The organism is Pseudomonas sp. DG56-2 (assembly GCF_004803755.1).
In the GTDB taxonomy this organism is placed as follows: domain Bacteria; phylum Pseudomonadota; class Gammaproteobacteria; order Pseudomonadales; family Pseudomonadaceae; genus Aquipseudomonas; species Aquipseudomonas auratipiscis.
Window position 1 is genome coordinate 3,724,249 of record NZ_CP032311.1, and the last position, 18,272, is coordinate 3,742,520.

The 18,272-nt window shown below is 52.9% G+C and carries 20 protein-coding genes and 1 pseudogene; 17 read left to right on the plus strand and 4 right to left on the minus strand.

The features are described from left to right. Positions 1-316: 316 nt before the first annotated feature. Positions 317-1,045, minus strand: coding sequence for a hypothetical protein (locus D3Z90_RS16875; RefSeq protein ID WP_136477140.1), 729 nt, complete (start codon positions 1,043-1,045; stop codon positions 317-319). A 217-nt stretch (positions 1,046-1,262) separates the two neighbouring features. Here D3Z90_RS16875 and D3Z90_RS27390 point away from each other — a divergent pair, with 217 nt between their 5' ends. The 10 genes and pseudogenes from D3Z90_RS27390 to D3Z90_RS16920 all read left to right on the plus strand — a co-directional run bounded on the left by D3Z90_RS27390 (position 1,263) and on the right by D3Z90_RS16920 (position 7,886). After that, positions 1,263-1,466: a patatin-like phospholipase family protein gene (locus D3Z90_RS27390; protein WP_371922211.1), complete on the plus strand. Its 204-nt coding sequence runs from the start codon at positions 1,263-1,265 to the stop codon at positions 1,464-1,466. A gap of 281 nt (positions 1,467-1,747) precedes the next feature. After that, positions 1,748-1,954 (plus strand): hypothetical protein, encoded by a 207-nt coding sequence (locus D3Z90_RS27395; protein WP_371922212.1) that lies wholly within the window; start codon positions 1,748-1,750, stop codon positions 1,952-1,954. A gap of 356 nt (positions 1,955-2,310) precedes the next feature. Further along, on the plus strand, positions 2,311-3,063 hold the full coding sequence (locus D3Z90_RS16885; protein WP_100782320.1) for a S9 family peptidase: 753 nt from the start codon (positions 2,311-2,313) through the stop codon (positions 3,061-3,063). Positions 3,064-3,785: 722 nt separating this feature from the next. After that, the gene (locus D3Z90_RS16890) at positions 3,786-4,118 is read left to right on the plus strand and encodes a carboxymuconolactone decarboxylase family protein (RefSeq protein WP_014860742.1); all 333 of its coding nucleotides are present in this window, start codon (positions 3,786-3,788) and stop codon (positions 4,116-4,118) included. Positions 4,119-4,212: 94 nt separating this feature from the next. Then, complete coding sequence (locus D3Z90_RS16895; protein WP_100782321.1) at positions 4,213-4,908, plus strand: DsbA family oxidoreductase; 696 nt, start codon at positions 4,213-4,215, stop codon at positions 4,906-4,908. A gap of 57 nt (positions 4,909-4,965) precedes the next feature. Next, a complete protein-coding gene (locus D3Z90_RS16900) occupies positions 4,966-5,514 on the plus strand; it encodes an OsmC family protein (protein WP_100782322.1) in 549 nt (182 codons plus the stop codon). A gap of 89 nt (positions 5,515-5,603) precedes the next feature. After that, complete coding sequence (locus D3Z90_RS16905; RefSeq protein ID WP_100782323.1) at positions 5,604-5,939, plus strand: co-chaperone YbbN; 336 nt, start codon at positions 5,604-5,606, stop codon at positions 5,937-5,939. A gap of 78 nt (positions 5,940-6,017) precedes the next feature. After that, a complete protein-coding gene (locus tag D3Z90_RS16910; RefSeq protein ID WP_223253840.1) occupies positions 6,018-6,911 on the plus strand; it encodes a DMT family transporter in 894 nt (297 codons plus the stop codon). Positions 6,912-7,241: 330 nt separating this feature from the next. After that, positions 7,242-7,379 (plus strand): annotated as a pseudogene (locus D3Z90_RS16915) (transposase domain-containing protein); the annotation flags it as partial. An 84-nt stretch (positions 7,380-7,463) separates the two neighbouring features. Beyond that, complete coding sequence (locus D3Z90_RS16920; protein WP_100782363.1) at positions 7,464-7,886, plus strand: DUF3224 domain-containing protein; 423 nt, start codon at positions 7,464-7,466, stop codon at positions 7,884-7,886. 250 nt (positions 7,887-8,136) lie between these two features. Here the strand turns inward: D3Z90_RS16920 and D3Z90_RS16925 are convergent, their stop codons facing one another. Together D3Z90_RS16925 and D3Z90_RS16930 are read right to left on the minus strand one after the other, a co-directional pair. Then, the gene (locus D3Z90_RS16925) at positions 8,137-8,337 is read right to left on the minus strand and encodes a YbdD/YjiX family protein (RefSeq protein ID WP_100782325.1); all 201 of its coding nucleotides are present in this window, start codon (positions 8,335-8,337) and stop codon (positions 8,137-8,139) included. 14 nt (positions 8,338-8,351) lie between these two features. Then, positions 8,352-10,409, minus strand: coding sequence for a carbon starvation CstA family protein (locus D3Z90_RS16930; protein WP_100782326.1), 2,058 nt, complete (start codon positions 10,407-10,409; stop codon positions 8,352-8,354). Positions 10,410-10,706: 297 nt separating this feature from the next. On the opposite strand from D3Z90_RS16930, the gene D3Z90_RS16935 reads away from it, so the two are divergent. Together D3Z90_RS16935 and D3Z90_RS16940 are read left to right on the plus strand one after the other, a co-directional pair. After that, a complete protein-coding gene (locus D3Z90_RS16935) occupies positions 10,707-12,068 on the plus strand; it encodes a cache domain-containing protein (RefSeq protein WP_100782327.1) in 1,362 nt (453 codons plus the stop codon). A gap of 33 nt (positions 12,069-12,101) precedes the next feature. Then, positions 12,102-12,734 (plus strand): response regulator transcription factor, encoded by a 633-nt coding sequence (locus D3Z90_RS16940; RefSeq protein ID WP_100782328.1) that lies wholly within the window; start codon positions 12,102-12,104, stop codon positions 12,732-12,734. 140 nt (positions 12,735-12,874) lie between these two features. Here the strand turns inward: D3Z90_RS16940 and D3Z90_RS16945 are convergent, their stop codons facing one another. Beyond that, positions 12,875-13,207 carry a hypothetical protein gene (locus D3Z90_RS16945; RefSeq protein WP_136477141.1) on the minus strand — a complete coding sequence of 111 codons (333 nt, stop codon included), beginning with the start codon at positions 13,205-13,207 and terminating at the stop codon, positions 12,875-12,877. Positions 13,208-13,730: 523 nt separating this feature from the next. Between D3Z90_RS16945 and D3Z90_RS16950 the strand changes: the two genes are divergently transcribed. From D3Z90_RS16950 to D3Z90_RS16970, 5 genes are all read left to right on the plus strand, one after another. Further along, complete coding sequence (locus D3Z90_RS16950) at positions 13,731-14,132, plus strand: hypothetical protein (protein WP_073661744.1); 402 nt, start codon at positions 13,731-13,733, stop codon at positions 14,130-14,132. Between the two features lie 418 nt (positions 14,133-14,550). Continuing rightward, entirely contained in the window at positions 14,551-15,909 is a 1,359-nt protein-coding gene (gene gorA, locus D3Z90_RS16955) for a glutathione-disulfide reductase (protein WP_073656863.1), read from the plus strand. Between the two features lie 447 nt (positions 15,910-16,356). Beyond that, complete coding sequence (locus D3Z90_RS16960) at positions 16,357-16,689, plus strand: carboxymuconolactone decarboxylase family protein (RefSeq protein ID WP_073656864.1); 333 nt, start codon at positions 16,357-16,359, stop codon at positions 16,687-16,689. Positions 16,690-16,733: 44 nt separating this feature from the next. Next, on the plus strand, positions 16,734-17,858 hold the full coding sequence (locus D3Z90_RS16965; RefSeq protein WP_100782330.1) for an alkene reductase: 1,125 nt from the start codon (positions 16,734-16,736) through the stop codon (positions 17,856-17,858). Positions 17,859-18,026: 168 nt separating this feature from the next. Beyond that, positions 18,027-18,245: a 4-oxalocrotonate tautomerase family protein gene (locus tag D3Z90_RS16970; RefSeq protein ID WP_100782331.1), complete on the plus strand. Its 219-nt coding sequence runs from the start codon at positions 18,027-18,029 to the stop codon at positions 18,243-18,245. Positions 18,246-18,272 lie beyond the last annotated feature (27 nt).

Sequence of the window (18,272 nt, forward strand, 5' to 3'; positions counted from 1 at the left end):
AGGTGTTCAACTGCTTCTGCTCACTTTCCGAGCAAGAGAACACCAGGTGATCAGCATGGAAATGATGGGAAAAATTCGGCGGATGTACTTCCGCGACAAGCTCTCGCTGCATCAGATAGCGAAGCGTACCGGGCTGGCCCTGCCATTTCTTTACGGTGATTGGCGAGCTTTGCCAAGGGCTTGGTCGAGGCAATGCATACGCCGACCGGAATGCCCGTCTGCCGATAAACCTCCTATCGGATTTTGCGACCCCGTCGCCCAAGATCGACTGGTATGATTGTTACACACCTTTAACTAGTCTTCATCTGTCGGGCGACTACGGTAGAGTGGTGCTGCATAAAGGCAGTGACTCATAAGCCAAGTAAATGATCGAAAAAATCACGCCGAAAGTCAGGACTATGCCCTTTTTCGGCTTTGCAAGGATCACAAGGGTTAGGCTGATCAAGTTCAATATAAGTGCAATTGAAATCAAGATCGCTGCCACAGCAAGGTAAGCAGTTGCGGAAATCCCTAATACAACAATCCACGTGCCTAAAATAATAATTGCGTAATCTAGAACTCCTCCTTCTCGCCCACCCAGTGCTGCCAGTATACTTTGCTTAATTGCAGATAGTGCGCCGAAAAATACTTTGTCCGGGGCACCCTTATCAGAAATCACTCCTCTAGACTGCAAGGAAAATATTACAAAGATAAGAATCAACGAGCCGATTGTTACAGGTGGAGATCGAAGGCCAATGCTAATAAGCGCTCGCACCCGCCATCTGGGGGTTCTCATGTGACCCGGAAGAATCCAGTCGATACTTAACGTGACCAGCCTAACCACCCCTATATACTCCACAAGCCTGGATAGGTTTTGCATTATGAACTGCAATGCTGACTCCAGCATGTGTAATTTATTAAAATAGTCCAGAAGCCCAATAACGAATAGTACATACCCGATTATTTGGAACGCTTTCACAATTCCCCATTTTTCGAGCAGTAATCCGTCGACGCACCCCAGCCCATGCAGAAAATCCATCGCAGCCCTCACTTCCAATGGGTGCATCTAAACTACCTAGAATAGTCCAGCCCAGTCTGATTTTTAGCTATAAAAATCAGACTGTCTGTGTTAGCGGCGAACTAGCTGAGTATTGCTTACGGCCTCAGAAACTTTTGCTCCGGCAGTCATGACTGGCAGAAGCACTCCCATGAGTGAATATCGGAAGTAACGTGGGTCAGTCAGCTACACTGCTTCGATAGGTTGCTGCTCGGAGACCTCGAGAATGGCAAGCAAAAATGCAATCGTATTCGCTGGCGGAGGCAGTCTGGGCGCGGTGCAGATGGGTATGTTGCAAGCCCTGGTCGAGGCTAATGTTCAATTCGACTTTGTGGTAGGCGCTTCTGTAGGCGCATCAACGGTGTCTACTTTGCTGCAAGGCCCAATATTGCAGGTGTCGAAGCGCTGGCAGGCTTCTGGCGCGGGCTGAGTAAGAGTTACATCTTCCCCCTCTCCTGGATCGGTACCTGCAAAGGGTTAATCAACCGACGTGGTTTTCTGTTGCAACCAGCGGCGTTTTACCGATTGCTAGGACAGGCACTGCCCATCCATCGCATTGAGGGCGCGGCGCTCCCGCTCCACCGATTTGCTCAGCGATGCCGAGACCGTTCTATCCAGTGGCGAATTCGAGCAAGCGCTATTGGCCAGCGCGGCCATTCCGCTAGTTTTCCCTGTGTACAAATCTCTGATCGGTATTTGGTGGACGGCGGTTTGGACGCGTTGGCCCTGCATACCGTCAGCGTGATGAACATGCGCCAGCTGGTAAGCGACATCGAGCATTTCCGTGCGCTCACCAGCCATCACATCGTTCCACCCTTGTGCCCCGTGGACGTATCGGTGTTTAACTTCGCGCAGGCCGAGCTCTTATTGCAGCGCGCCTATAAGCACCCTTTGGTGGCTGGACGGCGGTGGGCTTGAGCGTACCAAGGTATCAGGTGCCCCTACCCCACCTGGTATCTACGCCGCCGAGCACGCCCATTAGCTTTTCACTTGCCCCAGCTAGCCGAGTACCAGGCCAGAAGAGCTTGTTGGAGGCGCACGTGTAGTTCGAATCTACTCCGTCGGCGGGTGGTGTCGACTTTGGCTTGCTCGCGCGCGCTGAGGATCTAGCCGCCTCGCATGAACTCAGCACGAAAAAGCAAGCAGAGCTACCTTCATTGCCAGCAAACCTACTAGATGGTAGGCTTTCGTTGCCTTCACGGTTCGGAGCTCGCATTGCCATGACGCCTAAGCCGAGAACCTCACGCCAGTCAACGCTTCCCACGGAATTCACCATGAGCAAACAGAAGATCACGTTTCCAAACCCCAAAGGTATAAGCCTTTCAGGTCTGTTTGAGGTACCTGAGTCGCCCAGTGCTTACGCATTGTTCGCACACTGTTTCACCTGTGGAAAAGATATTAAAGCAGCTGCGCGAATTGCCAAGGCGCTGGTCGACAATAACATCGCTGTGCTTCGATTCGATTTCACAGGTCTGGGCGGCAGTGACGGTGACTTCTCCAATAGTAATTTTTCTTCCAACGTTGCCGACTTGGTAGCTGCGGCGGAGTATTTACGTAATACATACCAGGCTCCATCCCTTTTGATTGGCCACAGTTTGGGTGGCGCCGCAGTCATCGCAGCGGCTAAGCACATTCCAGAAGCAAAAGGTGTTGTGACAATCGGTGCTCCTGCTGATGCGACCCATGTTATGAAGCAGTTCAAAGGTCAAGTAGAAGCCATCAGAGACATTGGTGAATATAGAGTGACGCTTGCAGGAAGAGAGTTCACTATAAAAAAACAGTTTCTTGATGATATTGAAAGCCACCAGCAGGATAAAAGTATCGCGAACCTCCGGCGCGCACTGCTTATTTTTCACTCCCCTACCGACGATGTTGTATCGATAGAACAAGCTCAAAAAATTTACCAGACAGCTAAACACCCCAAGAGTTTCATTTCGCTGGACTCTGCTGACCACCTACTCACCAACAGCCGAGACGCAGAGTATGTTGCTTCATGCATTACCGCCTGGAGCTCAAGATATCTATAACTGTATATATATCACCATTGAAAGGTATACCTGTATGCGATACTGCTCAATTTTGGCTCTAAATAAGGCGAGAGAGCAAGGGAAAGAAACACCCCTTTGCTGCGATAGTGAATCGGCACAGCGACAAGAGAAAGAGACTGCCACAAGCAGTTCTTGGTCGATGATGTTCTTAATAGTTCTGGTGACATTTTTCGCGTTAGCTTTAATCAATGCTTCCTAATTCCTACGCCAGCTTGGGTACGAGTATTCGGGGTAACACTGGCGCCCTCCTCTTCAGCGTTCGCCGGTTTCTAATATTGCGCCCATCAACGATGAGCCCAACCTCGAAGCCTAATCGTGAAGCCATCCTACTGGTCTAACGCTTGGCCCCTAACTCCCCTTCAGACCAATCGCACCGGTCAAAGCGCTTACCTGCAACGTCGGCTCAACTCACATCCGTTGCAGGAGTTGCCTGAGCTACCGACATCGCTGAGAGCACAGATAGCTCAACGTCCAGGGGTGCAGCTAAGCGACTGAAGTGCCTTGAAATCAAAATGTGGAGCCGCGTGCAGGCCTCAGGCACAACCTCGCCGGATGTGTTCTCGCCCGTTGACCGGACGAATCTGCACGTCACAAAAAACAGCATTGCGCGATCTACCTACTAGATGGTAGGCTTAATCTGCATTCAAGGAACCACACTCAAATTTTTCATTTCTACGCCTCGGCGTAGCCGCGAGGATCACATGCAAGATTGGAAAAAAGCCCGACAAGACATTAATGCCCGCGTTATGCAGCTGGGCTCGCTTTCACCAGAAACCATCAAGGGCGTAATGGCACTGGGCGGGGCCGGCGCGAAAACCAACCACCTTGATGCGAAGACCCGCGAGCTGATTTCTCTTGCAGTGGCAGTAACCACCCGCTGCGACGGCTGCATTGCTTTCCACGTCGCTGAAGCTAAGAAGCTTGGTGTCACGGTTGAGGAGGTCTCGGAAGCCCTCGGCGTAGCAATCAACATGAACGCCGGCGCAGCTCTGGTTTATAGCACCCACGTGCTAGACGCCTTCGACAAAGAATGACCTAAAAGGGCTTTTGCCCTGGCGAGTCGCCATCCTTTCCCAGTCAGCTCCCCCACTAACACCCGAACTGCTAAACCTCTCAAGGTGATATAAAATGAACGCAGAATCCAAATCAATTACGATCAACGTTTGGTCGGACTTCGTCTGCCCTTGGTGCTGGATTGCAAAACGCCGCTTCGAGATGGCCCTCGCCGATTTCGAACATAAAGACTTGGTTCAAGTGAACTACAAGGCGTTTCGTCTCGCGGCGGGTCAAAAAGCTGCACCAATCAAACAGGTTCTTGTACAGAAGTTTGGCAACGAGCAGTCTGCCAACGGGATGATCCAAGCTGTCGTTGCGAACGCCAGAGAAGTAGGCCTCGTTTACAACTTTGACACGATGCTATTTGGAGACACTACGAAGGCACACGCTCTCGTAAAAGCAGTCGACGATAGCTACACCAAAATGGTTCTCAGCGAACGCCTATATGAGGCCAGCACCACCGACGGTCGCTCTATCTTCGAAGAGAGCTCATTAGCGGAAATTGCGGCAGACGTAGGTATTTCGGCAAGCTTCGTCCAGCGCGCCTGGAATGATGAAGCGCTGCCTAGCTTGATCGCCAAAGATGAGAAAGAGGCTCATGAGATCGCGAACGGCGTTCCTCTGTTTGTCTTCAACAACGGTTTCTACATCTCGGGAGCCCAAACCGTTGACGCTTTCAAACAAGCACTGCAGCGCATGCACTTAGACGCTATCGAAGCCGAATCTTTCCAAGGACAGACCTGCGGCCTAAACGGCTGCGACAACTGAGAAAATACGGTCGCAAGTCAACGATCAACCCTAAAACTTGCTGTAGGCAGTCAGTGTATGAGCAACATCGTGAATGGTATCAACGTTACTAATCTAGAGAGCTTTGCTCACGAAGTAGCTTCAGATGATCAAAAAGCTGAAGCCCGCTTCAATGTCCATACTCAATGGATGGGTCAAACGAAGAGCGTTACGCATGTAACCCAGTGTAGCCTTGCCGGTAAGCGGCTGGAGCGAGACTTCAAGATCGTCTCGGACGAGCCTGTTGAGCTGCTTGGTGAAAATACAGCGCCCGGCCCAATGGAGCTGCTGCTTGCTGCCTTAAATGCATGCATGTCGGTCGGCTACGTGACAAGCGCTGCAGCAAAGGGCATCAAAATTAAAAGCCTTGAGATTGAAACGGACACTAACCTCGACCTGCGTGGCTTCTTGGGGCTTGATGACACCCTCAACCCTGGTGTCAATGAAATTCACTACACTGTGAGGATTTGCGCAGACGCACCTCAGGAAAAAATCGAGGAACTTCATGCAGACGTAATGAAAACCTCACCGAACTTCCATAATATGGCGAGAGAAATCAAAATATCTCCCCATTTGAAGATCATATAAGATCTGGCAGCATCATAGCTGAAAGGCCACCAAAACTGTACCTGGCGGCCTTGAGCAGCACTCTAAGCACAAGCTGGGAGATATTTTCTATGAGTGAAGTTTATGACTTGGATACTGACAAGCTCTATAGAGAGCTCAGCGTACCCAATAGAATACTTGTGGTCTATTTCTCTGCCCCTTGGTGCGGCCCATGTATTGGCATGAAGCCTATCTTTCAAAAGCTCGCTGACGCCTACTCTCAGCTCGCTTCATTTGTACATGTTGATGTCGCTCAGTCCCCAATGGTTGCGAAAACACTGAATATTCACGGAGTTCCTTCAATCGCAGTATTTAGAGAGGGAAAGCTCTCAAAGCTAATCATGGGCTCAAACTCATACAGTGAGTTGCAGAGAATGCTGGAGAGTGAGCTCAAGTACCTAGGTTGACCGATTTCCCACCTCTGACGCGAAAGGTCAACGGATGCTCATTTAGGAAATCTGACTCTACCCAGTGGAAGACTTCTCTTGAATACACGTTTATCTACACCTCTCACCACCAAACGAGCACACCGCGTTGTCTTCCTGACGGCCATCGCGATGATCGCGTTTGCAGCGAACTCCGTGCTGTGTCGAATCGCACTGCGCCACAGCGCTATCGATCCCATCAGCTTCAGCGTCATACGTTTGGTGAGTGGCGCACTGATCTTATGGATGATTCTAAAATTTCAGCGACCAGCAAAAAAGGGCACAGGCTCTTGGGGGGGAGCTGTATCACTCTACGTCTATGCCTTCGCTTTTTCCTACGCGTACCTGAAACTGGACACCGGTACCGGCGCGCTTGTTCTGTTCGGCGCAGTGCAGCTAACCATGCTTGGGTACGGATTTATTCAGGGAGAGCGCATGGGCGTCTTGGCATTGCTAGGCTTAGTGTTGGCGGTTGCTGGCCTTGTCGTGCTTCTTCTTCCTGGATCCAGCGCTCCGCCGCTGACAAGCGTAGTGATAATGCTAGCATCAGGGGTGGCATGGGGGGTCTACTCAATCCTCGGTAAAGCCTCGACTGATACGTTGGCGGCTACAACTGGCAACTTCATGATGTCTGTGCCACTAATCGTGCTTACCGCCCTGCCCTTCATATCCTCTTTCCATGCAGACGTTGTCGGTGTTACCTCTGCCGTCGTATCAGGCACAATCGCATCAGGCGCGGGATACGCTATCTGGTACGCGGCGATTCGACAGCTCTCCTCGTTCCGCGCAGCTACAGTACAGCTGAGCGTCCCAGTGATAGCCTCCATCGCCGGAGTTTTACTGCTGGGGGAAACCTTTACCGCTCGCCTTGGCCTGAGCTCCCTCACAGTACTAGGTGGCATAGCCCTAGTACTGTCAGCTAAGCAACCACCTTCACAAAAGCTGAGAGACTGAAAAGCATCGACACGTGCATCGTGGAGAGCGCTGGCTTTCGTCCTCCAACGCACCAATCGCACACCAGCGTGCCGTTCCACTCGCTAAGAAATTTGCTCGCACGCTCGTATGCGTCCAATCAACTCACCGTAAGCGTCCGGGCAAGTCACCTTCCGAACTCAAGCATTAAGGCCGATGGTGTCCGCGTATTTTAAGCGGACGCGATCGCCCTTATCGCCAGGATTTCCATGCGCCAACGAAGCTAGTATCCGAAATAGCTAAGCCGAGGTTGATCAGGAATGGCTACAACCGGACGCAACACTGTCCAGTTCTGCCATCAGCCACGGCATTAAACGGGCAGCTGCGATCATGGGCTTGATCCAGTCAGCCCATATGCATGGGCATGATCCTTATGCGTATCTCAAAGATATGATGGCGCGCCTGCCGACGCAGCGAGCGAGTGAGGTTGACCAACTGCTGCCACAGCGTCGGGTCTGGGCCTGCCGCTCTCAACCTGAGGGTGCTCTTGCATTAGAATGGCCACTCACCTCACATGGAACAGGACTGATCCGAATGGAAGCGCGAGCCACTTTTTCCTCCAAGAATTTCAAACCAACAGACTTGACTCCCACGCCCGAAATCACAACAGGCTTACCAGTGTCGATCAGCTCCATGGAAAAGTCCTATACAGGAGCTATCGATGGTATTTCTTCAACAGCCTTTACTGCAGCGTTCGACCAAGCGTCAAGAAGGGGCAGCTACATCGCGATGGAGAGTTTCAAGGGCACGGTGAATGGGGTGGAAGGATCCTTTAACTTCATTCATTCCGCCTCCACTACCGGAGTTGATCGTGCAGATGAGTTTTTCTGCATAGTCGGAGGCAGTGGTACGGATGGTTTGAAAGGGATTTCAGGGTCAGGAGGGATCACAATTGACATCGATGGAACGCACCATATTTGGTTGAATTACCATCTCGAAAAATTTAACAAGCCGTAAAGGAGAACTCTGGAAGATTTACGCGACAGTCTGGACAACTGGCTTGGCTGAGGCGGCCGGGCGCTGGATAACTGCCATTGCCAAAGCATGGCGCTGCGCTGGGCTGAGCCAAGGACTCTAGAAGGTGCTGGTGTCAGCAAATGCCACCATTTGCCTCTCTCATTTTTGCGCGTTTCCTAGACCTAGACGCAAAGCGCCCAATACATAGTATTGGGCGCAATCGACTACGCAGATAAATTCTTCAAGGCACCTAACAGCAACGCGGCTGGCCGTTGCCACCACCATATCGAGCTTCCTGTCGCTCTCGAAAGAAATCCTCATATGACATCATGGGTTTGTCCGGGTGCTTGGTCTGCATGTGCTCGACATAGGTGTCGTAGTCAGGCATGCCAACCATCAGACGCGCTGCCTGACCCAGGTATTTACCGAGGCGACTCAGGTCATTGAACACGTTACTTCCCTCAGTTATGCATCAGGTAGTGCTTGGTAAGGTGCCTCTTTATCAGTCCGTTCCTTGCTACCCCACGCTGCAATCCCCACCTTGAGCGCGTAGAACAAGATGCTAAACATAACAAGCAAGAACAGGGCTGTGAGTGTGGCGTTCGTATAGGCATTGAAGATCACATGCTGCATCTGCGAAATGTCCTTCGCCGGTGCCAAAATCTGACCATTGGCCTGCGCATCACTGTACTTACGGGCCAACGCCAGGAAACCCATAGCAGGATTAGCATCGAACAACTTGATGAATCCTGCAGTCGTGGTGCAAATCAGCAGCCAGATCGCTGGAAGTAGGGTCACCCAAACGTAGCGTTGACGCTTCATTTTGATAAGCACGACGGTACCCAGCATTAAAGCGATACCTGCCAACATCTGGTTGGAGATGCCGAACAGCGGCCAAAGCGTATTGATACCACCCAACGGATCGATCACGCCTTGATAGAGCAGGTAGCCCCACAATGCCACACAGCCAGCGGTGGCAATAAGGTTCGCAGTCCAAGACTCTGTACGGCGCAAGGCAGGAACAAAGGAACCCAACAAATCCTGCAACATGAAGCGCCCTGCCCTGGTGCCAGCATCGACAGCGGTCAAGATGAATAGCGCCTCGAACAAGATTGCAAAGTGGTACCAGAACGCCATGGTGTTCTCACCCGGCAGGACATGGTGCAAAATTTGGGCAATACCTACTGCTAGTGTTGGCGCCCCCCCTGCGCGAGCGAGGATGGTGGTTTCACCGATATCTTTAGCTACCGACTCAAGCTGATCCGGGGAGATGGTGAACCCCCAACTGCTAACCGTCTGCGCTACTGATACTGCATCAGCACCAACGATAGCGGCAGGACTGTTCATGGCGAAGTAAACACCAGGCTCAATTACCGACGCAGCCACCATGGCCATGATCGCTACGAAGGACTCCATCAACATACCGCCGTAGCCGATGTACCGGGCATGACCTTCGCTCGCAAGCAATTTAGGTGTTGTGCCAGAGGCTATCAGCGCGTGGAATCCTGAGACGGCACCACAGGCAATGGTAATAAACAGGAACGGGAACAAGCCCCCTTTCCACACCGGCCCCGTGCCATCGGTGAACTGCGTCAACGCCGGCATTTTGAGCTCGGGCATAGTGACCAGAATTCCGACAGCAAGCGCAACAATAGTGCCGATTTTGAGGAACGTCGACAGGTAGTCACGCGGTGCCAAGATCAGCCATACAGGCAGTACCGCAGCGACGAAGCCGTAGCCGATGAGCATCCAAGTGATTTGAATACCGGTAAAGGTAAAAGCCTTGGCCCAAACTGGATCAGCGGCAATCTGCCCCCCTAACCAGATCGAGCCCAACAGCAGCAATACCCCAATTACCGAGATCTCTCCGATACGCCCGGGACGGATATAGCGCATGTAAACGCCCATAAACATCGCGATCGGAATAGTGGCCATTACGGTGAAGATGCCCCAGGGACTCTCGGCCAGTGCCTTGACCACAATCAGCGCTAATACAGCAAGGATGATGATCATGATAAGGAAGCAGCCGAACAGCGCGATCGTTCCTGGAACTCTTCCCATCTCCTCTCGCACCATGTCCCCCAAAGAGCGACCGTTGCGGCGGGTAGACAGGAATAGCACCATGAAGTCTTGTACCGCGCCGGCAAGTACCACGCCGGCTATCAGCCAAAGCGTTCCAGGCAGGTAGCCCATCTGGGCAGCCAGTACCGGCCCAACCAAAGGCCCCGCACCAGCAATGGCAGCGAAGTGATGCCCGAAGAGCACGTGCTTGTTGGTCGGCACATAATCCAGGCCGTCGTTGTTGACTACGGCGGGAGTGGCTCGACGAGGGTCTAGCTGCATCACTTTTTCGGCGATGAACAGACTGTAGTATCGGTATGCGACAAGATAGATGGCGACTGCTGCGACTACGATCCAGAGAGCATTGATAGCTTCGCCACGGCGCAAGGCCACGACGCTCAGCGCGAATGCTCCCAGAATAGCCACGGCAAACCAGGCAATGTGTTTAGCCAGATGGGTCATTACGTGTCTCCTGTCGACACCCTACAGGCTGTCGACCGTGATTTTTATATTTGTGTCCGCTGCGCGGCAGCGGCCAATATCCGCGTATGCCCGCTACAAATAAATCCGCAGAACTACGTCCCCACGGCTACGTAGTTTTACTGAGACGCACACCTTCCATAGGATCCTTCAGTCGTTTAAGACCGTTTCAGCTACTCGTTGCGCCAGGCGTTGGCATAAGATGCCAAACCTTCACTGACCTCAGGTCTCATGACTCCAAGACCGCAGATCGATCGTAAGGTCTGGACAGGAGTGGAAATGCTGCTCAAACACAAAATTGTCGCACTGGGGGTCTTACCCCTCCTGTTAGCTATTGCCGCGATTTGCGCGCTTGTGATTTCCCTAAACAACCAGCTGGGCGACCAACAAGCGCAGCTGATCGAAGACAGCATTCTGGTCAGCAAGCGTGCAGAGCTAAAAAACTATGTCGCAATGGCGCAGAGCTTGATTGCCCCCCTATACAACGAGGGCCAGGGTGACGAGCATGCCAAGCAAAAAGTCCTGGACGAACTCAGGAAGCTGAGCTTCGGTATAAATGGTTACTTTTTCGTCTACGACCGCCAAGGCCACAGTCTGATGCATGCCCGGCAGTCAGAGCTGGTAGGCAAAGACCTCATGGATATGAGGGATCCACACGGCCTGCTAGTGATTCAAGCGTTACTAAAAAGTGCCAAGTCTGGCGAGGGCTTTCAACGCTACGCATGGAACAAGCCTTCGTCCGGGCAAGTGACCGATAAGCTCGCCTACGTCGTAATGTTAGAACGATGGGGTTGGATGATCGGAACCGGGATCTACCTTGAGGACGTTGAGCGAGCCACTCAGCAAGCACGTGATGAAGTGGCTCATGGCATCCGCAAGACGATGGTTTCGATTGCTGTCGTTGCCCTAGTAGCAGTCTTATTTGTGTTTGCAAGCGGCATGACATTGAACCTAAGTGAGCATCGGCTAGCGGACACCAAGCTTCAGCGCTTAAACCAGCGAATTGTCAGCCTCCAGGAAGAGGAACGTTCGCGCGTTTCTCGCGAGCTTCACGATGGCATCAGCCAGGTTCTCGTATCCATAAAGTACAAACTTGAGCTAGCAGGCTTTCTGCTTGAAAGCGGAGAAACCCGAGGTACAGTTATCTTGAAAGAGGCTACAGAGCGCCTAGGAGAGGCTATTGGGGAGGTTCGGAGCATTTCACACGACCTACGCTCTTCGCTGCTGGACACCCTGGGGCTTCCTGCCGCGATCGGGCAACTCGCTGAGGAATTCGAGCAGCGCAGCGGACTTAGGGTGACGTTCGAGACCAATGAGTTTGAATGCCTCTTGGACGAAGGGGTACCCGTCTCGCTTTTTCGAATCGTTCAGGAAGGGTTATCCAACATCGAGCGACACGCTCAAGCCCAAAACGTATCCATCACTCTGTTTGGATCTGAGCAATCTGTTCGGTTGAGGATCATCGACGATGGGATCGGCTTTAACGTCAATAAAGTTGAGCGTCGCCATGCTGGGATCGGGCTCAGGAACATACGCGAACGCGTCGAGCACTTCGGTGGCCGATTTCATATGGCATCAGCACCTGGCAGGAGTGAACTGGATATCGTGATACCAATGAGTATTCCTTGTACAAAACTCTGACTCACTCTACATCGATAGCAGCAGGCAGCCTCAATGAGCTTATCAACACAAATCCGTTTAGCCTTAGTCGATGATCACTCCCTAGTCCGTGATGGGATCAGGGCCCTGCTATCCGTCATTCCAACTGTGACCGTGGTTGGTGAGGCTGAAAATGGCGCGACTGCTATAGAGATGGTTGAGCACAGCAAACCGGATCTTTTGTTGGTTGACATCAACCTTCCTGACATAAACGGTCTTGAGCTCACACGAAAATTACGCGACAGATATCCCTCGCTGAAGGTTCTAGTGCTCAGCATGCATGACAGTAAAGAATACGTAAGCGAATCCCTACGCTCGGGTGCAAGTGGCTACGTGTTAAAAAATGCCCCCTCCCGAGAGATTGTCGCTGCGATTGAAGCCATCGCAAACGGAGGTACCTTCTATAGTGCTGAAATCGCGCAAAAACTCCTTCTTGATGATGGCACTAGCAACGAACTAACACCCCGTGAAAGCCAAGTTTTATATAAAATGGCCCAAGGACTGAACAACAAGGAAATGGCACGTGAACTTAGCATCAGCGTTAGGACTGTAGAGACCCACCGCCTAAGCATTCGACGCAAACTCAACATAGACAAACCTGCTGCATTGGTAAAGTATGCAATAGACCATGGAATAATTCCGAGATAGGGCATGTAAACCAGCGGATGACCTTGGGTTTGCGTCCGGCCAGCACACCTTCCTGACTCTTACGCCAAAGACGATGTGTCCCATGCCTTGGCTTCGCAGAGCGGGCTAGGTCGAAATGAAACTCTGGTGAGATTCTGCTGTTAAGCGGAGAAGTACCGTTGCCAATAGGCTTCCCGACATGCACTGTTGAAGCTGACGTGGCAAGGGCTGACCGCTTTGTCGAGCGGCTGGCGAACGACTTCGTAGAAAATCCAACATTCGGCGCAGGCCGCATCACTGGGATAGTCATCCTGTTCCGCTGTCCGTTTAATGAGTGCGCCGTCATCGAAGGCATAGGTTTTTTCCTCCGCGGTGACGGTGTATCCCTGGTCGAACCAAGTTTCTTGATTCGAACTTTCAAGGTGCGCGGTGCGAGGCGAGGAAAACCCCAAGATGGCATTGACGTAGTTGACGAGGTGATTTGTATGAGTCACGGGCTGTATCCACAGGTGGCTTAGAGCGACTAACAAAAATCCTGAAGCGGCGTTGCGACTTTACTGCAAAAGTTATCTGCCCTTAATGGTAAGCGGTAACGGAGAAGATAGATATCCTCCGCCCCCATTGTGCGACTAAACCAGTTACAGCTTATGCGGCATAGCAACTGGTAGATTTCACGCCCCCACTGCGTCGACAGACGCGTGAGGACGTCCTCAGATCGTCAGCCGGATCACGCCCACTCAGCCGTGTTTACTGGATCTGTCTAAATTTGCTAACACGCAGGTGGCCTGCTCCGTAGACAAGCACAGCAACCAATCACTCAAGCTGGGTACCACGCAGCAACCTGGAATGGTCAAGTCACCTGCGTCAGAGACGTCGGCGAAGCCTCCATGCTCTCTTCAAGCTCTTTCGCATCCATTGTTGACATCGATAGTCACCATCAACTCAATGAAGTTCTCAAAAAAAATCGACGGCGTAACATCAGCTCCATGTCATACAACTCCCCTGGAGCACAGAATCATGAAACGCCAAACCATCCTCAGCATCGTATTCTCTGCCCTTACAGTTAACGCTTTCGCCGCGACCTCTACCCAACCACTTGTCGCCGAAGGTGGCTCGGATCGCCTGCTTGAGCGTCGCGTGGCCGAAGGTGGCTCGGATCGCCTGCTTGAGCGTCGCGTTGCCGAAGGTGGCTCGGATCGCCTGCTTGAGCGTCGTGTTGCCGAAGGCGGCTCGGATCGACTGCTTGAGCGTCGCGTTGCCGAAGGTGGCTCGGATCGCCTGCTTGAGCGGCGCGTTGCCGAAGGCGGCTCGGATCGACTGCTTGAGCGTCGCGTTGCCGAAGGTGGCTCGGATCGCCTGCTTGAGCGTCGCGTTGCCGAAGGCGGCTCGGATCGCTTAATCGAAAGCCGCAATGCATAAATGAATAGATTTCCGCATTTCCACATAAGCCCGGCCCGACAAGCCGGGCTTTTTCGTGTTCTCCATTGCTCAGTGGCACCTGATAAATAGAAAGGAAAGCGCAGGGAAGTGGTACTTATCATGGGTCATGATTCAGTTTCAGCTTAGTCCTTTACACTCCCGCACGAGTCAATAACACCGTAGTTAAACGCAAAAGATTCGCAGCCCACCACTTCCCCCTCTACTCCTCATACGATGAAGCCACTCGGCGCGCGCAATTGCACACCTACCAACTGAATGGTAGCGTTAAGTCAACTACCAGAAATCCCCAGGCAGCCCCACGGGTATGCGCCCGATGATCCGCTGACTCCCAACGACTGTCCGGCCCACTATTAACCAACCCCGCCGTCATGCTGGTTGCCTGTCAAGGAGATTGAAAATGGCCTACGATTTTGACCTTTATGTGATTGGCGCTGGTTCCGGAGGCGTGCGGGCAGCGCGTTTTTCCGCCGGTTTTGGCGCGAAAGTGGCTGTGGCCGAAAGTCGCTACTTGGGTGGCACGTGCGTGAACGTTGGCTGCGTTCCGAAAAAACTGCTGGTCTACGGAGCACACTTCGCCGAAGACTTCGAGCAGTCGCAAGGTTTTGGCTGGACTCCGGGCGAGGCAAAGTTCGACTGGGCGACGCTGATTGCCAACAAGGATCGCGAGATCCATCGCCTGAACGGCATCTATCGCAATCTGCTGGTCAACAGCGGTGCAACACTGCATGAGGGCCACGCAAAAATCGTCGATCCGCATACCGTCGAGGTCAATGGCGAGCGCTACACCGCTAACAACATCCTGATCACTACCGGTGGTTGGCCGCAGCCCCCGCAGATTCCTGGGCATGAGCACGCGATCAGTTCCAATCAGGCATTCTTCCTTAAGGAGCTGCCCAAGCGCGTTCTCGTGGTCGGTGGTGGTTACATTGCCGTGGAGTTTGCCGGGATCTTCCACGGCCTAGGTGCCAAGACCACGCTGCTGTATCGCGGTGGTCTGTTCCTGCGCGGCTTCGACGGTGCGGTACGCAAACATTTGCAGGAAGAGTTGACCAGGCGTGGCATGGATCTGCAATTCAATGCCGACATCGAGCGTATCGACAAACAAGCCGATGGCAGCCTGAGAGCAACCCTCACGGATGGTCGAGTACTGGAGGCAGATTGTGTGTTTTACGCCACTGGTCGACGACCGATGCTCGACAACCTGGGCTTGGAAAACACTGCAGTCAAACTCGACAAGAAAGGTTTTGTCGAGGTCGATGAACTGTATCAAACCGCTGAACCGTCGATCCTGGCCCTGGGCGATGTGATTGGTCGGGTGCAACTGACGCCGGTCGCACTGGCCGAAGGCATGGCCGTGGCGCGGCGACTGTTCAAGCCTGAGCAGTATCGTCCGGTGGATTACAAGATGATCCCGACGGCAGTGTTCAGTCAGCCTAACATCGGCACTGTCGGGTTGACCGAAGAAGAGGCGCGAGAGGCCGGGCACGAAGTAGTGATCTTTGAAAGCCGCTTCCGGCCGATGAAATTTTCGCTGACCGAATGCCAGGAGCGCACTTTGATGAAGCTGGTGGTGGACGCCAAGACCGACAAGGTCTTGGGCTGCCATATGGTCGGCCCGGAGGCCGGCGAGATCGTGCAGGGTTTGGCGATTGCGCTGAAGTCGGGTGCAACCAAGCGCGATTTCGACGAAACCATCGCCGTGCATCCGACGTCCGCTGAAGAGTTCGTCACCATGCGTACACCGGTCGCGGACTAACCCTTCAGGTGCTGCGGTTGCGTCTGGCTCTGTTGCAACGACAGGAGCTAGGCACGCACTTTCATCATGACCACTAGCCCGCTGGTTTCCAGGCCAACGATGCTCACGAAAAATCAATCAACATGTTGAGCGCTTAGGTGTCAGCAGCCGTTGCACCTATCCCCCCCGCATGGGCATGACGCTAATACCGCAGGTTGCTTTCAGCTCTGAAGGTTAGGCCCTCGCTCTGAATGCCAATCGGCCCCTGAGCATGACTGCTAACTCCAGAGCAAAGGGTGTGCAGGCAAATGCCGCAGAGGTATCTCCGAATTCCATTTCTCATCAAGTCATATGATCGAGCCGCCTATCACTCACTATTGCCAACCTACCAACTAGATGGTAGATTCGTCTCAGATTCAAATTAATCTACAGCAACCCTACAGGGCGCCACGCCCAGGTGAGTATCCCATGCAAGATTGGAAGCAAACTCGTAAAGACATCAACGCCCGCCTGGTAGAGCTGAACGGCCTGTCCCCAGAAACCATGAAAGGTATGGCTTCGCTAGGAGGTGCTGGCGCGAAAACAAACCAGCTGGACGCCAAAACACGCGAACTGATTTCGTTAGCCGTAGCGGTGACTACCCGCTGTGATGGCTGCATCGCTTTTCACGCCGCAGAGGCCAAAAAGCTCGGCGTAACTACTGAAGAGGTGGCAGAGGCTTTGGGTGTAGCAATCAACATGAACGCAGGGGCTGCGCTGGTCTACAGCACTCACGTGCTCGACGCCTTCGACAAGTCATAAATCTTTCTCCGCCCTTCAACTCTTTAACGACGTCGAGATTAATCATGAATAAGCTATTCACCCCTTACGATTTGTCAGGCAATGCGCTGAAAAACCGTGTTGTCATGGCGCCGATGACCCGCACCCGTACCCTGAACAACATTCCAAATGAATCCAACGCACTGTATTACGCGCAACGTGCTTCTGCCGGCTTGCTGATCACCGAAGGCCTGCCTATCTCCGACGAGGCTCGCGGCTATCTGTACACCCCTGGCATTTACGAAGATGAGCACTTGCCAGGCTGGCGCAAAGTCACTGAAGCCGTGCATGCCAAGGGTGGGAAGATTTTTGCGCAACTCTGGCACGTTGGCCGTATGTCTCATGTCTCGGTGCATGGCATGGTACCGGTCTCCTCGGGTACGGTGCCTGCGGTTGATACCACGGTGTATGCGTGGATCGAGCCTGGTAAATCAGGCCCGGTTCAACCCAGCGCACCACGTGCTCTGGAAACTGAGGAAGTAAAGCGCGTTATCGCGGACTTTGTGAAATCTGCGCGAATTGCAATGGACGCAGGCTTTGATGGTATCGAAATCATGGCGGCGAACGGCTTTCTGTTCGATCAGTTCCTGAGCAGCGCCCTGAACACTCGAACCGACCAGTACGGTGGCTCCATTGCCAACCGTCAGCGCTTCCTGCTGGAGACCATTGACGCAATTGCTGCTGAAATCGGTGGTTCCCAGATTGGTGTCCGTTTCTCGCCGTTTGGTCGCCTGTACGACTTCGGCGTGTACGACGGTGAAGAAGAAACCTGGATGAGCATGGCGGCAGCCCTCAATGAACGGGAACTAGCGTTCGTTCACCTGAATTACCAACCAACCATCCTCGCCGCGCAAACACCTCCGGGTTTCGGCGCCGCCTTCCGCGAAGCCTACAAAGGCACCTTGATGGCTGCTGGCGGCTTCACCAAAGAGATCGCAGAGTCTGAACTGGCCAAAGGTGAACTCGACCTGATCGCTTTCGGCACCGCCTACATTGCCAACCCTGATCTGGTAGAGCGAATGCAGAACGGCTGGCCATTGGCGGAAGGCGATCGCGCAACCTACTACGGCGTCAGCGATTCGATTGACAAGGGTTACACCGACTATCCGACTTACGCTAACGCTGCTCAACGGGTTTCGGCTGAAGCGTAATTGCTTTAAGGCACAGCCTACGTTGAGTTATGCGTGGGCAGTCCTGTCGTAATGCGGAGCTACCAGTCATGTCTGCTGTAAAGACCGGATAGAACCCGCGCCCCAAAGTCACGAAGATATGGGCGTCTTCGGTACTGACCTATAGCCCTTACTGAAATGGAGCACACTATGCCGTTAGTCATTATTAAAGGTATCGAAGGCGTTTTCACGGAAGAACAAAAAGCCGAGGCGATTCACAAAGTTACCGAGGCCATGGTCTCAGTCGAGGGTGAAAACATGCGCGCTCTCACTTGGGTTCTTTTCGAGGAAGTCAAAAGCGGCAGTTGGGGTATTGCAGGAGAGGCAATCACCGCAGAAAAGGTGCTTAAGCTACAAGCTGGCGAATAAAGCGCTGCCCTGATAATCAAGCCTTTT

What these genes read in the sequence shown, in the direction of transcription:
- D3Z90_RS16875 (WP_136477140.1), bottom strand. Translation starts at nt 1,045, where the DNA reads ATGCACCCATTGGAAGTGAGGGCTGCGATGGATTTTCTGCATGGGCTG.
- D3Z90_RS27390 (WP_371922211.1), top strand. Translation starts at nt 1,263, where the DNA reads ATGGCAAGCAAAAATGCAATCGTATTCGCTGGCGGAGGCAGTCTGGGC.
- D3Z90_RS16885 (WP_100782320.1), top strand. Translation starts at nt 2,311, where the DNA reads ATGAGCAAACAGAAGATCACGTTTCCAAACCCCAAAGGTATAAGCCTT.
- D3Z90_RS16890 (WP_014860742.1), top strand. Translation starts at nt 3,786, where the DNA reads ATGCAAGATTGGAAAAAAGCCCGACAAGACATTAATGCCCGCGTTATG.
- D3Z90_RS16895 (WP_100782321.1), top strand. Translation starts at nt 4,213, where the DNA reads ATGAACGCAGAATCCAAATCAATTACGATCAACGTTTGGTCGGACTTC.
- D3Z90_RS16900 (WP_100782322.1), top strand. Translation starts at nt 4,966, where the DNA reads ATGAGCAACATCGTGAATGGTATCAACGTTACTAATCTAGAGAGCTTT.
- D3Z90_RS16905 (WP_100782323.1), top strand. Translation starts at nt 5,604, where the DNA reads ATGAGTGAAGTTTATGACTTGGATACTGACAAGCTCTATAGAGAGCTC.
- D3Z90_RS16920 (WP_100782363.1), top strand. Translation starts at nt 7,464, where the DNA reads ATGGAAGCGCGAGCCACTTTTTCCTCCAAGAATTTCAAACCAACAGAC.
- D3Z90_RS16930 (WP_100782326.1), bottom strand. Translation starts at nt 10,409, where the DNA reads ATGACCCATCTGGCTAAACACATTGCCTGGTTTGCCGTGGCTATTCTG.
- D3Z90_RS16935 (WP_100782327.1), top strand. Translation starts at nt 10,707, where the DNA reads ATGCTGCTCAAACACAAAATTGTCGCACTGGGGGTCTTACCCCTCCTG.
- D3Z90_RS16940 (WP_100782328.1), top strand. Translation starts at nt 12,102, where the DNA reads ATGAGCTTATCAACACAAATCCGTTTAGCCTTAGTCGATGATCACTCC.
- D3Z90_RS16950 (WP_073661744.1), top strand. Translation starts at nt 13,731, where the DNA reads ATGAAACGCCAAACCATCCTCAGCATCGTATTCTCTGCCCTTACAGTT.
- gorA (WP_073656863.1), top strand. Translation starts at nt 14,551, where the DNA reads ATGGCCTACGATTTTGACCTTTATGTGATTGGCGCTGGTTCCGGAGGC.
- D3Z90_RS16960 (WP_073656864.1), top strand. Translation starts at nt 16,357, where the DNA reads ATGCAAGATTGGAAGCAAACTCGTAAAGACATCAACGCCCGCCTGGTA.
- D3Z90_RS16965 (WP_100782330.1), top strand. Translation starts at nt 16,734, where the DNA reads ATGAATAAGCTATTCACCCCTTACGATTTGTCAGGCAATGCGCTGAAA.
- D3Z90_RS16970 (WP_100782331.1), top strand. Translation starts at nt 18,027, where the DNA reads ATGCCGTTAGTCATTATTAAAGGTATCGAAGGCGTTTTCACGGAAGAA.